This window comes from Paenibacillus glycanilyticus (assembly GCF_030161375.1).
Lineage (GTDB): Bacteria > Bacillota > Bacilli > Paenibacillales > Paenibacillaceae > Pristimantibacillus > Pristimantibacillus glycanilyticus_B.
Genome location: NZ_BSSQ01000008.1, coordinates 15,930 through 31,080 on the forward strand (window position 1 = coordinate 15,930; position 15,151 = coordinate 31,080).

Annotated in this window: 13 protein-coding genes; 3 read left to right on the forward strand and 10 right to left on the reverse strand. The window is 51.2% G+C overall.

The features are described from left to right. Window positions 1-124: 124 nt before the first annotated feature. From QQK89_RS09555 to QQK89_RS09575, 5 genes are all read right to left on the reverse strand, one after another. Window positions 125-1,300, reverse strand: coding sequence for a trans-sulfuration enzyme family protein (locus tag QQK89_RS09555; protein ID WP_284238315.1), 1,176 nt, complete (start codon window positions 1,298-1,300; stop codon window positions 125-127). A gap of 78 nt (window positions 1,301-1,378) precedes the next feature. Next, the gene (locus QQK89_RS09560) at window positions 1,379-2,206 is read right to left on the reverse strand and encodes a carbohydrate ABC transporter permease (protein WP_284238316.1); all 828 of its coding nucleotides are present in this window, start codon (window positions 2,204-2,206) and stop codon (window positions 1,379-1,381) included. Beyond that, the gene (locus QQK89_RS09565; protein ID WP_284238317.1) at window positions 2,207-3,088 is read right to left on the reverse strand and encodes a carbohydrate ABC transporter permease; all 882 of its coding nucleotides are present in this window, start codon (window positions 3,086-3,088) and stop codon (window positions 2,207-2,209) included. A 68-nt stretch (window positions 3,089-3,156) separates the two neighbouring features. Beyond that, window positions 3,157-4,482 carry an ABC transporter substrate-binding protein gene (locus tag QQK89_RS09570; RefSeq protein ID WP_284238318.1) on the reverse strand — a complete coding sequence of 442 codons (1,326 nt, stop codon included), beginning with the start codon at window positions 4,480-4,482 and terminating at the stop codon, window positions 3,157-3,159. Between the two features lie 100 nt (window positions 4,483-4,582). After that, the gene (locus tag QQK89_RS09575) at window positions 4,583-5,263 is read right to left on the reverse strand and encodes a FadR/GntR family transcriptional regulator (RefSeq protein WP_284238319.1); all 681 of its coding nucleotides are present in this window, start codon (window positions 5,261-5,263) and stop codon (window positions 4,583-4,585) included. 410 nt (window positions 5,264-5,673) lie between these two features. Here QQK89_RS09575 and QQK89_RS09580 point away from each other — a divergent pair, with 410 nt between their 5' ends. Next, a complete protein-coding gene (locus tag QQK89_RS09580) occupies window positions 5,674-5,970 on the forward strand; it encodes a CD3324 family protein (protein WP_284238320.1) in 297 nt (98 codons plus the stop codon). Between the two features lie 75 nt (window positions 5,971-6,045). On the opposite strand, the gene QQK89_RS09585 is transcribed toward QQK89_RS09580, so the two are convergent. Next, complete coding sequence (locus tag QQK89_RS09585) at window positions 6,046-7,578, reverse strand: hypothetical protein (protein WP_284238321.1); 1,533 nt, start codon at window positions 7,576-7,578, stop codon at window positions 6,046-6,048. Window positions 7,579-7,781: 203 nt separating this feature from the next. On the opposite strand from QQK89_RS09585, the gene QQK89_RS09590 reads away from it, so the two are divergent. Further along, window positions 7,782-9,407, forward strand: coding sequence for a glycosyl hydrolase (locus QQK89_RS09590; protein WP_284238322.1), 1,626 nt, complete (start codon window positions 7,782-7,784; stop codon window positions 9,405-9,407). A gap of 157 nt (window positions 9,408-9,564) precedes the next feature. Here the strand turns inward: QQK89_RS09590 and QQK89_RS09595 are convergent, their stop codons facing one another. From QQK89_RS09595 to QQK89_RS09610, 4 genes are read right to left on the reverse strand one after another with little or no spacing between them, the layout of a single operon-like run. Further along, entirely contained in the window at window positions 9,565-9,999 is a 435-nt protein-coding gene (locus QQK89_RS09595; protein WP_284238323.1) for an RbsD/FucU family protein, read from the reverse strand. Between the two features lie 27 nt (window positions 10,000-10,026). Then, window positions 10,027-11,514 carry a rhamnulokinase gene (gene rhaB, locus QQK89_RS09600; protein WP_284238324.1) on the reverse strand — a complete coding sequence of 496 codons (1,488 nt, stop codon included), beginning with the start codon at window positions 11,512-11,514 and terminating at the stop codon, window positions 10,027-10,029. 38 nt (window positions 11,515-11,552) lie between these two features. After that, window positions 11,553-12,212, reverse strand: coding sequence for a class II aldolase/adducin family protein (locus QQK89_RS09605; RefSeq protein ID WP_284238507.1), 660 nt, complete (start codon window positions 12,210-12,212; stop codon window positions 11,553-11,555). Window positions 12,213-12,225: 13 nt separating this feature from the next. After that, complete coding sequence (locus QQK89_RS09610) at window positions 12,226-14,016, reverse strand: L-fucose isomerase (protein WP_284238325.1); 1,791 nt, start codon at window positions 14,014-14,016, stop codon at window positions 12,226-12,228. Window positions 14,017-14,137: 121 nt separating this feature from the next. Here QQK89_RS09610 and QQK89_RS09615 point away from each other — a divergent pair, with 121 nt between their 5' ends. Next, a complete protein-coding gene (locus QQK89_RS09615) occupies window positions 14,138-15,151 on the forward strand; it encodes a LacI family DNA-binding transcriptional regulator (protein ID WP_284238326.1) in 1,014 nt (337 codons plus the stop codon).

Consider the following 15,151-nt stretch of genomic DNA (forward strand, 5'->3'; position numbering starts at 1 on the left):
TCTCCTTCAATAGGCTAATAGCGATTATTACTAAAAATAACACATGGGCCGGAATAAATAAAAACCCGCCAAGCGGCGGGCCATTGTCCAGCAATTACGGTTAAGGATTTACGTATGGCGCCAGCTAAGCCTTGATCACTTGCCGCCAAGCCTGCTCGATATCCTCTATTAACGTATTCGGATCTTCCAAACCGATGTATAAACGGGCTACCGACGGATTGTTCCCCGCCAAATTGCGTTTTGCCGGCGTCTGTCCAACCGTCACTAAGCTTTCAAAGCCGCCCCAGCTGACACCGATCCGGAAATAACGCAAAGCGTCGGCCCATTTCTTGAGCGACTCTACCGGCAACTGTGTTTCGAACGAGAATAAACTGCCGTAGCCGTCCAGTTGCTTGCGTGCGAGAGCATGCTGCGGATGCGAAGGCAAGCCCGGATGATTCACCTGGTTCACTACCGGATGTTTCTCCATATGCTCCGCAATGATCAAACCGCTCTTCTGATGCCGCTCCATCCGCACTGGCAGCGTTCGCAGCCCCCGTATCATAAGGGATGCCGTATGAGGAGTCATGACGCCTCCAAACAGCATATACCCTTTGTTAGCGATTTCACCTATTAAATCCGCGCGCCCCGCCACCACGCCACCCAAGCAATCGCTATGGCCGGAGAAATATTTGGTCATCGAATGAAGCACAAGATCAATTCCCCAGGTTAGCGGACGCTGGAAGCACGGTGTCGCCCAACTGCTGTCAATCATGGTGAGAATGCCCTCCCGCTTGGCAAGCGCCGCAACTCCCTCCAGATCCTGCAGCTGGAACAATCCCGATGTGGGACTCTCCAGATAGATGAGGCGCGTATTCGGCCTCAATGCTTCCTCGAAGTCAGACAACAGGCAACCGTCGACATAGGTGACTTCAACACGGTACCGGTCGGACAATTCATCCAGGAACTGTCTTGTTGGACCATAGGCTTGATTGACGCAGATGACATGGTCGCCCGAACGCAATAACGCGTGCAAAGAACCGGCGATGGCGGCCATGCCCGATGCGAAGCAACGCGCCTGCTCGGCAGCTTCCAGCTCGGCGATTTTGCTCTCCAGGTATTGAACCGTCGGGTTGTTGCCGCGGGAATATACCGTCGCTGCCAATACATCCTTCATGGCAAGCTCAAACGATTCATAGTTCTCAAACGCAAACAGGCTATTCTGATAGATCGGGATGTTAACGGCGCCGCTATGTTTCGTATCTACCTCGTCATGCGACACGATATTGTGCAGCTCTTCATTCATGTGCGTTCTCTCCATATCCATACATCCCTTTACTTGTGTCATTCCTTCCGTTGATTCCTTCAATCAAGCCACTTCCGCCTGTGCCCGCTCGCGTTAACCTTTCTCGGCGCCTTGCGTCAGCCCTTCCACGATATACCGCTGGGCGAATGCGAACAGGACGACGGTCGGAATAACCGACAAGACGGTGCCGGCCGACATGGAACCCCAGTCTATGTCGAACTTCATGACGAAGGAGTTCATCGCCACGGGCAGCGTCTTCAGGCTCTCGTCATCGATAAACATAACCGCCATAAACAGCTCGTTCCAATTCTGCACGAAAGCAAATATAAAGGTGGATGCGATCCCCGGCAGCATGACCGGAATGATGACGCGGATGAGCGCCGTCAGCCTGGAACAGCCGTCAATCATTGCCGCCTCCTCCAGGCTGCTAGGGATTCGCTGGAAGAAACCGCGCAGCATAATGGTTGAGAATGGGATCAGCATTACCGTATAGGTCAGGACCAAGGACAACCGATTGTTAATCAGGTTCATGTCGGACATGAGCAGATACAGCGGCGCCAGCGAAATAAAGCCGGGCAGCATTTGCGTTAAGAAGAAAGCCATCATAATTTGCTTATGCCCCCGGAACTGGAACCGGGCCATGACATAACCACTTAGCGTCGCAATGCAAATAACGATTAGAGCGGCGATGATGGAGATTAGCAAACTATTAGCGATATAAATATGAAACTTCGATATTTTAAAAATGTTGGCGTAGTTTTCGAACGTTAGCTTCTCCGGCCAATAGCGAATCGGAAGGGAGAAAATCTCCTTCTTTGGCTTCAGCGAAGTGATGACGATCCAATAGAGCGGGAACACCATAATGAGAAAATAAGCGGCGAGATAAAGCGACTTCAGACCCGTCAACAAACGTTGCTTCATCTAGAAATCACCCGCCTTTTCAGACCTTGTTGCAAATAGATAAAAGACGGTATACAGCATAAGAATGAGGATCATGATAACGCCTATTGCCGCTGCCATGCCGTAATCTCCGCCGTAAATAATTTTGTCCAGCATCAGCGAAGAGAGAATATGGGTCGTTCCGGCCGGTCCTCCGTTCGTAAGACCGTAAATGATTGAAGGATCATTAAAGATCCAGATCGCCCGGAGCAAGGTTGTTGCGATAACGGTCGGCAAAATATACGGAAACGTCACGTTGACAAACTTGCGCAAACCTCCCGCTCCGTCCATTTCCGCCGCTTCATACAAGTCCGCCGGCACCGATTGAAGCGCGGCGAGCAGCATAATGGCAAAAAACGCGATGCCGTACCAAACGTTTGCGATGATGACCGAAGTCATCGCCCATTTCGGATCGGAAAGGAATCCAATCCGCGTATCAATAAGTCCCGTCCGCATTAATAAGTCATTAATAACGCCAATTTGCGAGTTGAACATCCATTTCCAGATGAGGCCGATCAGAAACCCGGACAAAGCCCAGGAATAGAAAACAAAACCTTGGTAGACGCCTCTTCCTCTGAAGTTTTTGCGCAGCGTCAGCGCAAGCGACAATCCGATCAAGAATTGCAGGATAAGCGAAAAGAATACCCAATATCCGCTGTTCTCCAGGGCCGATAGAAACTTAGCGTCTTGAAACGCGGTTTCAAAATTTTGCAAACCGATGAACTTCACGTTCGTCAGATCAAACAGCACATAATTTTGAAACGCCATCACTACCCCTTGCAAAAAGGGATAAAACGTAAACACCAGCAGCAATGCCAATGCAGGAAGCAAACTGAGCAGGATGTACCTTCTTTGCTTACTCACGCGATTCTCACCTTCCCCGCTAGTAAAATGCGGTGGGCGTTCTTATGCCGCCCACCGCTTATTTAAGGTTATTTTTCCATGTCCGCTTTTGCTTTCACCCAATATTCGTCCCATTTCTTCAGCGTATCTTCTACGCTCGTCTTGCCGAGCAACATGCTTTGTCCGGATTCCATCGCGACCGTGCCCCATTGTCCGTTAGCAGGGTATTGGAAAGGCGGTTTGTAGTTAATAAACGTATCGGGCAGATTGGTCATGTCGAGCAGCGTTTTGTAAGGTCCGGTCTGGAAGAAGGCGTCCTCTGTCGCGGAGGAATGAATCGGCACGGTGCCGTGGCTCTTCGACAGCTTGGTGTTTTGTTCCGGCGAAGACAAGAAGCTGATCAGCTTCCAGGCGGCTTCTTTGTTTTTCGAGTAAGAAGTAATGCCCCAACCCGCTCCGCCTGCGGAGATGAGCGCTTTGCCACTAGGGCCCTTCGGCATTGGAGCCGTTGCCCATGTTCCCTCTTCCATGCTATCGGTCAACGTCTGGATCACGTCTGGATCCTGCAACAGGAATGCCGTCACGCCGGACGTAAACGCCTGCACTTGTTCCTGGAAGCCCCAGTTGATGGAATCCGGCGGCGAACCTTCTTTATACAATTTCACGTATTGTTCGACCGCTTCTTTGGCTTCAGGCGACGAATAGATGGTGCCGCCGTCCTTCAGGAACATCGCGTCATCGACATTAATCTTCTCGGAGTCGTACGCCTGGATCATCGTATCCGGAACCCCGTTTGCGCCGGAGCCCCCCCGGAACGAGAAGCCGAAGCGGTTCTTGGCAGGATCGGTTAGCTTCACGGAAGCGTCAACCAACTCCTGATATGTAGTAGGTGCGGCGATGCCCGCTTCCTTCAACCAATCCGCGCGGTAGAACAGCTGCCGCTGGTAGAGGCCGTTTGCAATAAAATAAAGCTTGTCGCCTACGGTAGCGACGGATTGGGCAACGGAAGTGACGGTGCTGAAGTCATTCCAATTCTTTGTATATTCATTCAGTGGTTCCACGTAGCCGTTGTTCACGAATTCCGCCACGTTCAGGTCGCGAACTTCCAGTACGTCCAGATCTTGCTTCGCGTTCAGCATCGTTCTGATTTTGTTGTCCGCCTGATCAAAAGGCGGCGAAATTAGTTCCACCTTGATGTTAGGATTCTGATCCATAAATGCCTTGATGCCTTCTTGAATAATGGCCGTGCGATTCGGACTGGTCAAGCTTTCAATCATGCGAAGCGTGACGACTTTGTCTCCTCCCCCGTTTCCGTTGTTGGAACCGGATGAGCTGCAGGCCGTTACGGTCAAACTAAGCGTTAAACCAATCATAGATACGGATAACAGTGACTTCTTCCAAAACAGTTGTTGCATTGGAATCCCCCTTTAGATGAGTGAGTATCATGCTGTATACCTGTCTGATAGGTTTAATATAAGTGAGGCATTTACGAATTGTCAATATCTAAATTTTCTGTCAATATTCCTTTATGGTCTCTTCGATAATGTCCATCATCTTGTTAAATTCTTCTAACGCGTACTTCCAATCATGGCTCTCAATCCCGTCAAATAAAGTGCGGTGGAACGGATACGTATTATCGAACAGCTCTTTCACGCCAAACGGTCCCGAGAAAAATTTCTTAATCAGCTCCGCAATGGAATCGTACACGCTGCGCAGCAAGGGATTGGCTGCCGCGTCGTAAATATGCTGATGGAATTCGTAATCAATAACCGACGTATCCAGCCCTTTTTGCTTCCGCTCGTCGTACTCCGCAAGACAAGCTTTCATCTCCTCGATCTTGCCGTCCGAGATCCGTTTCGCGGCCAGCTCGACGGCTTTGCCCTCCAGCGCTCTTCGAACATCCAGAATATCGAGCAGGAACGATTTTTCGTCCTCTATTTTCACTTTTACGCTATACCGGTAAGAACCGGAATCGCTTACATAAATGCCTTTGCCATTAATAACTTTCACGATTTCAATCGCTTCCAAATAACGCAATGCTTCGCGCAAAGAGGATCTCCCTACCCCAAACATCCTCACGAGCTCGTCCACGGACGGAAGTTTGTCCCCTTCTACCAGCTCTTTGTCGGCAATATATCGAATAATTTCTTCGGATACGAGTTCATGCATTTGCTGCTTTTTAATTGTGCGAATCATCGTCCAACCATCCTTTACACCTATCAGATAGGTGAATATTATTGAATTATTTTTGAAATGTCAACTAGCCTGAATTTGCTGCGCTGCTCCGCCGATTGTACGTTCATGAAGAATCATTTTGGTAAAAGACAAATTTAACCGTTTTTGACCTTGCGGGATACTGCCTTTCTATGCGTTAATATAGATGTCGGGCCGACGAATTGACCGGAAAGGAGGCTGAACGAAATGATTCAGATCCAGGAGGTGGCATTCGCGTAAGCGGATGTCCCATAACAGGGGAGCTTTACGGCTCCCCTCCATTTGATTTTGAAATCTCAAATTTAACATTGTGAAAGGAGGAGGGTTAGCCATGTTTAACGCAAAACAAGCCAGCGAAAGCCAATGGAACCACATATTAAAGGAGGGCCTCGATGGGGCGTTACAAAAACGGAAAAGATGTGCTTCCCCCCACTCTGCTTAAGCAAATCCAGCAATATATTGATGGCGAATTGCTCTACATTCCGAAGCAAAGCGAAGAGCGTGCCGGCTGGGGACAGCTAAGCGGCACGAAAGCGCGGATCAATGATCGCAATGATCAGATCTATGCGGAATATTGCAAAGGGCAGTCAATCGCTGACCTTGAGCGGGTTTATTATTTATCCGGGGACAGCCTGCGGAAAATTATATGCAAACAACAGCAACATGCACGCGTAACAAGCGGAAGCTGATGCGGTGCTTATATAGCATGACCATAAAGATAGCCTGCCACCTGTAAATAAGGGGCAGGCTATTAGCCTTTTCCATCAATGAATCCATCTGTAATTCATTTTGTTGTCGACCACGATATTATCGTTGATGACCTGCAATTCATCTCCCAGCCGCTCTTGAAACGCCGTCGAGGTTGCAGCGTGGTTTGCGGGCGAATACCGGGTAATTGCAGTTGTCCCTGCATGATCGTCGTAGGCTGCCCACATAAGCTGCTGATCTTTCGGCTTCGAGATTAACGCGTAACGGACCGAAGAGTTGCTGTTCTCTTCCTCAAGCGATGGCGACCAATACTTGCCGCTATGACGGTCAATGAGAAGTAGCTGCTTCGATGGGTTCACAACAGGTACCGGCGACTCCAAATCCTCCAGCCGGTCCGCTTGCGATAGCATGCTAATCTTGCCTGTTGTTACGTTCGCCAAAGCATAAATCGGATCCGCTTTGCGTGGAACTTCATCGGTGCCGGACCGCTCAAGACGGTACCAGGACAATACGCCTTCATCCCCTTCCGCGAGCCATCCGACCCAATCGATATTCGTGTAGCCTTCTTTAAGTTTAGCTTGCGCATCCCAGATTAGATCCCCTTTGCCATCATAAAAAGCTACCGCTTCCGGAGCGATTATATAAGCCTCTTCTCCCCCAAGTACATTGTCATGGCTGTCACTTAGCGTGAACGCAAGCGCAGCAAGCCTGCTGTCCGGACTCCAATCAAAAGCAGGATATGCGTGATAACCAAGCGTTTGCGGAATGACCTTAAGCAGCTGCCCCTTCTGGTCGTACAACTTGAAATTATCCTTTTCTTCATGCCAGAACAGATTGCCGTCGGGAGAGGCCGTCAGCATGAATAGCGGCCATTCGTTGGCAAATTGTCCTTCGAACTTCCGGACCTGGCCATTCTCGGTATTCACAGACCACAGCCGGCCGTCGGAATAGCTGTTCAAGTAGAGCATGCCGGATTCGCTCATCCAACCTTTTGCGTAAAAGCTTGGCGATACATCCGGCACTATATTAGCGGCAATGGTCGTGATTTCACCGGTCACAAGATCAAGTGCAACGGCATCGTACTGGACCCCTGTGTGTCCGTCATCCCGCGTCTTCGGTTGAACAAGAACCAGCTGCCCCTGTTTAGTGAACCCATACGCTCGCGCCAAAGAGTCTACCGAATAAGGATCTTTTACGGTCATGTCTGCTGCCGGGTAAATCTTGTAGCCCTGCTTCGCCGTATCGACTACAACGACATCCAATTGAAATTTATTGTTCTCGGACATACGCCTTACCAGATGGGCTACACGATGTTGATCTCCAGGAACTAGAAACGTTTGCGCGACAAAACCATTCACTTCTTCCGAAATATGTAAGGGAAAGGAGAATCCATTGTCTCGCTGTACCAACTCGATTGGCAATTCTCCGCTGGCAGAAGGCTGATTGGATAATGGCGTGGAATTAGCGGCCGCAGTTGGTGCTGATGTTGCTGTTCCCAAAGCCTTGTTGCTTGGAGTTGCATCTTGGCTGCAGCCCGAAATTAGGGCTAATGCGGCTACTATGGCAAGTGGTACGGCGGTATGCTTCATCCGTTAAGCCTCCTTTTAATGGATCTAGATATTAGACTTTATTTTCCAGAAAAAGGTTGCGCTATGGCCTCACGGCGTTTCAGGCCCCTTCGCCTACGTGTATAAAGGTGTAATAGGACTAAAGTACGCAATTGTAGATTCGTATTCACAGGCAAGTAGACTCCGCCGATATTTGTAGAAGACAAACAAGGGAGGCATTACAAATGATCATCGCAAGGAAGCAAGGCTGGCGCGGATTGCGTCTTGTTCTCGTCATGGCTTTTGTTCTGGCATTAACGTTGCAGCCGCTGGCACGGGCGGCAGATGCCGCGGATTCCGTTCACCACTGGAAACATTACACCAATGGCGTAGCTTACATGAATCAAGGCAAAATCAAGCTGGCTATCCGGGAGTTCGAGCTCGCCGTAGCGCAATCGGAGCAAGCCGGTTATTTGCGAAAGCTGGCTGAATGTTACACGATGGACAACCAGTTCCAGAAAGCGGCGGACACATATTACCGCGAAGCCAAAATCGATAAAGCCATCGGCGAGAAATCCGGCGATTTAAACACCTACTACGCCGTACTGGCCAAAGCAGATGCGCTTAATACGCAAATCGAGCTGTATCTGGAAAAAACAAGCGCCGGTGCTTCTTCAGGAGCTTCCAATCTGGCGAAGTTTGAACCCGCGTCAGGCATGTACATTGGTGCTTACGTCGAGAAAGACAGCGGCGTCGAGAATCAGAAAGACGGCAAATTCAGCGCCTTCAACAAGCTCGCAGGCAAGCAGCATGCCATCTATTTCAATTACCATAAATACGGCAGCGCCTTTCCTTATCATTGGGCAGAGACCGTCAAAAATGCCGGCGGTGCCATCCAGCTTGCTCTGCAGCCGGATAACGGATTAAGCGCGGTGAAGGATGACGCTTACTTGCGCAAGTTCGCTCGGGACGCAAAAGCCGCCGGGGTTCCGGTATTCCTGCGATTCGCCTCCGAGATGAACGGCAGCTGGGTGAAGTGGAACGGCAATCCGTCGTTATACATCGAGAAATTCCGTCTCGTATCCAAAGTGATGAAGGAAGAAGCTCCTAACGTTGCAATGGTATGGTCGCCAGCCGCGAATCCGAAGCAAAAAATCGCCGCCTATTACCCGGGCGACGATTGGGTGGACTGGGTAGGACTAAGCGTCTACAGCGTAAAATTTTTCAACGGCAACGTTAATGAGCCTGCTGATCAAGTGAACCCTCTGGATTCGGTCGATTACACGTACAAGCTGTACGCATCCCGCAAACCAATTATGATTAGCGAATTTGGCGCCACGCATTATAGCAAGGCGGGCAACACCTCAACGGTGAACTTCGCCATTACGAAGATGAATATGCTCTACCATGGGGCAAAACTGAAGTATCCAAGAGTGAAGTCGATCAACTGGTTCAGCTTGAATACATTAACGGATTCCTACAACTCTGAACGGAGTTTGAACAACTTCAGCTTGACCGAAAGCCCGGCTCTGCTCAGCGCCTACAGCAAGATGATTCAAGATCCGTACTACCTGTCCAAGGTCGCAACAGGAACAAGCAGCTATACGGGAACGGTGAGCAAGTTCGCGAACCAAGGAACGATCGGCAAATCGGCCACCGGCATCGTATGGGTGAAAACGTATGATCCGTACATTAGCAAAGTGGTCATCAAGCTGGATGGCAACCTTGTGCTCAGCCGCGGGCAATATCCGTATACCTTCTCGATCCAGCCGGACAAGCTGAAAGCCGGCACTCACAAAATCGAGATCATCGCCTATGACTCAAAGAGCCGCGAAGCTTCGCGCAAATCGTATTCGTTTAAGACGGTTTAATTTCATAAAGAAGGAATGCCGGTTACATTAGGCATTCCTTTTTTACTGCTTTCCGACCACCACGCCCACCACCGTCACGCACCAGTCCCTCGTAACTTGGTTTTCCTTTTTCCTCGCAGCAAAAAAGCTGCCCCGAGAGGCAGCTTTTGGCAACGGGCTATGCATCCTTGATGACGCCCTTTTTCAAAATCAGGTTGGCGTAGATGGCGCTTTCGCCGGTAGCAACGATGGCGTAGGCTTTTTTCGCGCGTTCGTAGAACGCGAATCGTTCCACTTGCTCGAATGGCTCTTCCAATCCGCTGTGCTTCGCAATCAACGCTCCATACGTTTCCCAGATTGGCGTTTCCGCCGAATCGCCGGGCATGACCTGCATCAGCGCGGCAGGCTTTGCCACGTATTGATCCAGCGGGAATAACCGCAAGATGGCATCCAGCAGTTCCGGCACGCCATGACCGTCACAGCGCAGGAGACGCTGAGCATGGCTTGCAGCCGGGAAATTGCCGTCGGCAAGCACGATTTCATCGCTATGCCCCATCTCCATTAATATTTTCAATAGCTCGGGTGAAATGATCTTCGGAATACCGCTCAACATTTGTTTGAAGTCCTCCCCTATAAACGGCTACAACAGTTGCTTGAATCGCTCGTAGGTCTCATTCCATATTTCCGGATCCGATGGCTCATACGCCTCAACCGGGAAAGAAGCCGCGGACAATTGCCGCGCTTCCTCGAGGTTCGCGCATTCCCCTAGCGCCATAAGCTGCACCAGCATATTGCCAATCGCGCTAGCTTCGACCGGGCCAGCCCAAACCGGACGGCCGATCGCATTCGCGGTCAGGCGGCATAACAGCTTATTCTGAATGCCGCCGCCAACCATGTGCATCCCGCTGTAATGCTCGCCTGTCAGCTTCTCGATCTGCTCTAGCGCGCTGCGGTACCGAAGCGCAAGACTATCCATAATGCATCTGGCAACTTCCGCTTCAGTTGACGGAACGGGTTGCCCCGTCTCGCGGCAATAACTCTTAACCTTTTCCGTCATATTGGAAGGCCCGAAGAAACGCAGATCATCCGGATTAATAAGGAAGCGGAAAGCCTCCTCCCGCTCCGCCATGGCAGCTAACTCGGCAAAAGAAAATACCATGCCCGCTTCATCCCATTCCCGCTTGCACTCCTGGAGAATCCACAGACCCATAATATTTTTGAGCAGTTGATATTTACCGTCGGCACCGCCTTCGTTCGAGAACTCAAGCGCCATTGCCTCATCCGACAATAACGGCTCATCCCGTTCTGTTCCTACAAGCGACCAAGTACCGCAAACCAAATAAATAAACGGACCGGTGGCAGCAGGAATGGCGGCAACAGCAGATTCCGTATCATGAGTGGCCACGGCGACCGCCTCAACAGCCGGTATTCCAAGCTCCTCGCACACCTCTTCGGACAACGTTCCTATCCGGGTCCCCGGATAAACGGGCTCCAGAAACATGCCTGCCGGAATGCCCAATTGCTCCATTAATGCCGCATTCCATTGACGGGTTTCAGGTTGCAGCAGCTGCGTCGTTGTCGCCATTGAAAACTCGCAAACCCGCTTACCCGTGAGCAAATAGACAAGCAGATCCGGCGTCAGCAGCAAAGTTCTCGCCGCATCGAGCTTTGGGGATGCGGCCTGTGCCATCGCATACAACTGGTAGACCGTGTTAAACGGCATAAACTGCAGACCGCCTTGGCGGAACAGCTCCTCCCGGCCGAATCTCGATTCCACCTCGGCAATCAGCCCTTCCGTCTGAGGATCCCGGTAATGGTAAGGGTTGCCGAGCAGTTCGCCGTTCGCATCGAGCAGACCGAAGTCAACACCCCACGTATCTACCCCAAACGTAACCGGCTCATAACCGAGCTGAAACGCCTTGCGCAGCGCCTGTTTCATTTCCTGCAGCAGCCTCAGAATGTCCCAGTGCAAATGACGCCCCACCTGAACCGGTACATTCTGAAAACGGTGGATTTCCTCGACTTCCAGCTTCCGTTCCGCCATAGCGGAGCCCGTAAGTCTGCCAATCAGCGCCCTGCCGCTGCTAGCTCCAAGGTCAAACGCCAATACGGTGGTTGTATGCTCCATATCCATTCCTCCTCGCAGCGGCAGCTGCTGTCCCTTCGCTATTGCTGCTTCTGGAGCAGCTTGATCCGGTAAGCCTCGCTCTCAAGCGATGCAATCTCCTCGAATTCTTCCTTCGTCAGCACTTTCGGTTCCTTGACTTGGCTAGCAATGAGGAAGATCTTTGCGCTTTCTTCCACAACCTCCGTGCGGTAATACGCTTCGCGCAGGTTGCGTCCCGTTGTGACCAGTCCGTGATTGCCTAGCAGAATGCTGCTCGCTTCTTTCACTTTGGGAGCAAGCGCATCAGCCAGTTTCTCCGTCGTTGGCAGCACATAAGGAATGTAGACGGTTTTGCCCACAAGCGCCGCTTGGTCCGGGAACATAATCGGAAGTTCTTCTTCCACCAGCGTAAAAGCGATGCAATACGGCGGATGCGTATGCACGATTGCGCCAATCGCCGGGTTAGCCCGGTACGCGTATAAGTGCATAAGCACTTCCGAAGAAGGGCGAAGCCCGTTATCCTCTACCGCACCGGTTTCGATATCAACGGCAACCCATTGCTCCGGCTCGATCTCGTCAAGGGCAAAACCGCTTGGCGACAAGTACATTTTCCCTTCATGCTGCGCGCTAATATTGCCGCCCGGTCCAACGACCAGCTTATTCGCGACCGTCTTTCTTGCGTACTTGCACAACTCCTGCCGAATATCCAATTCGCTCAGCTCCTACAAAAATTTACTTGTACAACGGTCCGAAGTTCGAGCACGCACGGTAATCCGCCGCCTCTTTATCGTTTGTCCCGAACAGTCCCCATGCCCGCGGACGGAAAATCTCCTCTTCCGGAACATTGTGCATGTTAACCGGAATGCGCAGCATCGAAGCAAGCGTAATGAGCTCCGCCCCAATATGGCCAAAGCTAATCGAACCGTGGTTGGCTCCCCAGTTATCCATCACGTCATAGACGGAAGTAAATGCGCCTTTGCCTGTCAGGTTTGGAGCGAACCAAGTCGTCGGCCAAGTTGGATCGGTCCGTTTGTCGAGCTTGTCATGGACATCGCTAGGAAGCTCAACGGAATAACCTTCCGCAATTTGCAGTACCGGTCCAACGCCTTTTACGAAATTAATGCGGGACATTGTCATCGGCATGCCTCCGCGCGACAGGAAGTCGGAAGAGAAACCGCCGCCGCGGAAATATTCGACGCCTGCAGGTCTCCACGAAGTCGCGGACAAGCATGCTGCCGCTTCGTCCTCCGTAATATCCCAATACGGCTTCATTGCAGGCTGGCCGTCCAGCTGTTGTTCGCCGGTACCGTCAAGCGTTGCAGAACCCGAGTTCAGCAGATGCAAAATACCGTTAGCCGCAGCGCCTTCCAGCTTGTAACCCGTTACCCGCTCTACGGAAGCCGGACTCCAGTACGTACGCACGTCCGCGAAAATTTGCGGCGTATTGGTAAGCAGATAACCAAACAACATAACAACGCCGTTCAAGCTGTCATTTTCCGTTGCCACAATAAATGGAGGACGAATACCGTTCCAGTCAAAGGAGGAATTCAGAATCGCTTCCATAAAGTCGCCGTTCGGGAAGTGGTCCGTCCATTGGCGTTGTCCTTGGAACCCGGACACAATCGCGTTATGGCCCATCGCTTCTTCACCGAAGCCAAGCTCGGCAAGACGCGGGTTGCCAATCATCAGATCGCGGGCGATCATCGTCATCTTGACAACGGTCTCCCAGTCCTGGTCCTTCTTCTCGCGGGAGGTCTGAATCGCTTCCGGGTTGTTGTCCGGTCCTTCCGCGCAGTTCTCTTTCACCCAAGCGAGCGCTCTCTCAAACTCGGCCGTATCGTAAATCTCTTCTTCGAAACGCCGTACAAACTCGGACATATCGATGTATTCCGTCCGCATGCCAAGGTATTCCTGGAAAAAGGAATCGCTTACAATTGAGCCCGCGATACCCATCGAAACCGAACCCATCGAGAGATATGATTTGCCGCGCATATAAGCGACAGCAAGTCCCGCTCTAGCAAATGACAGCAGCTTGCCGCGCACATCATCCGGAATGGACGTGTCCGATGCTTCCTGCACTTCTTCGCCGTATATGCCAAAAGCCGGAATGCCTTTTTGCGCATAACCTGCCAGCACCGCTGCCAGATAAACCGCGCCGGGACGTTCCGTACCGTTAAAGCCCCACACCGCATTCGGGATGGAAGCGTTCATGTCCATTGTTTCCGTTCCGTAACACCAGCAAGGCGTTACCGTTATCGATACCCCTACATTCTCGCGGGCAAATTTGTCGGCGCAAGCCGCCGCTTCCGCAACCCCGCCAATTGTTGTATCCGCAATGACGCATTGTACCGGTTCGCCATTCGGATAACGCAAATGTTCCGCAATTAAATTCGCAACCGATCTAGCCATATTCATCGTCTGCACTTCAAGCGATTCGCGAACGCCTTTGCGGCGACCGTCTATCGTAGGGCGAATGCCAATCTTCGGAAAACCATTCTGAAAGCGATAAGCGATATCCGTCATAAATACCCTCCTAAAAAGTAAAATGTTACCGATAACTCTAATTTAGCAAGGCATCCTGTTGCTGTCAATCGTTTTCTCTTGTAAGATAAAAGCATGAATTGTCGACAAGGAGCAGGTTAGTATGGTTACAATCTATGATATTGCGGAGAAAGCTAACGTCTCTGCAATGACCGTTTCTAGAGTTATCAATAACACAGGCAGAATTAGCGAGAAAACAAGAGCCAAGGTCAAGAAGGTTATGGAGGAGCTTAACTACGTCCCGAACCAAATGGCCCGCAGCCTGGTGCTGCAACAGACCCGGAGTTTGTTCTTGCTCATTACCGACATTACGAACCCTTTCTATACCACGCTGTCGCGGGGAGCCGAAGATGCCGCTACCAAAAACGGCTACCGCTTGTTGTTCGGCAACAGCGATGAAAGCCTCGAGAAAGAAGCCGATTATATAAACACGATTCTAACGACCCGCGTAGACGGCGTTATGATCGCTCCGGCGGGAGACCCGTCGTTGCCCCATCTTGAATCTCTCAAACGGCATAACATTCCGTTTGTGCTGCTCGACCGCGAGGTGCCGGGCGTAGATTGCGATATCGTGCTTGGCGACAGCAAAGAAGGCGCCCGCCAGCTCGTTAACCACCTTGCCCAGCAAGGCCATCGCCGAATTGCCATGGTGAATGGATCCGATACGATCTCTAGCGCGAGGCTCCGCCTTGAAGGGTATAGAGAAGCGCTCATTCTTAACGGTCTTGCATACGACAAGACCATTGTCTTCGAGACCAGTTACGGCCCGCGGACCGATCTATCGGAGATGGAGGCTTGGCTGGATTCGCTTAACCCCCTCCCGACTGCTGTTGTAGCAGGCAATAACGTGCTGGCTATTGAGGTAATCCGCCTGCTGCGGAAGCGGAGCCTTCGGATTCCGGATGATATATCCATCGTCTGTTTTGACGATTTCGGTCCTTACTCCGAGGTTGATCCGTTTATGACGGTTGCCGCTCAGCAAGCCTATCAATTCGGATATTTGGGCATGCAGATGCTCATTGATCGCATACAGAACAAAGACGAAGCCGGCCCATGGAAAAAAATCGTCCTGCCCGCCGAGCTGCTTATCCGCCGCTCCGTTTCTACCATTAAATAA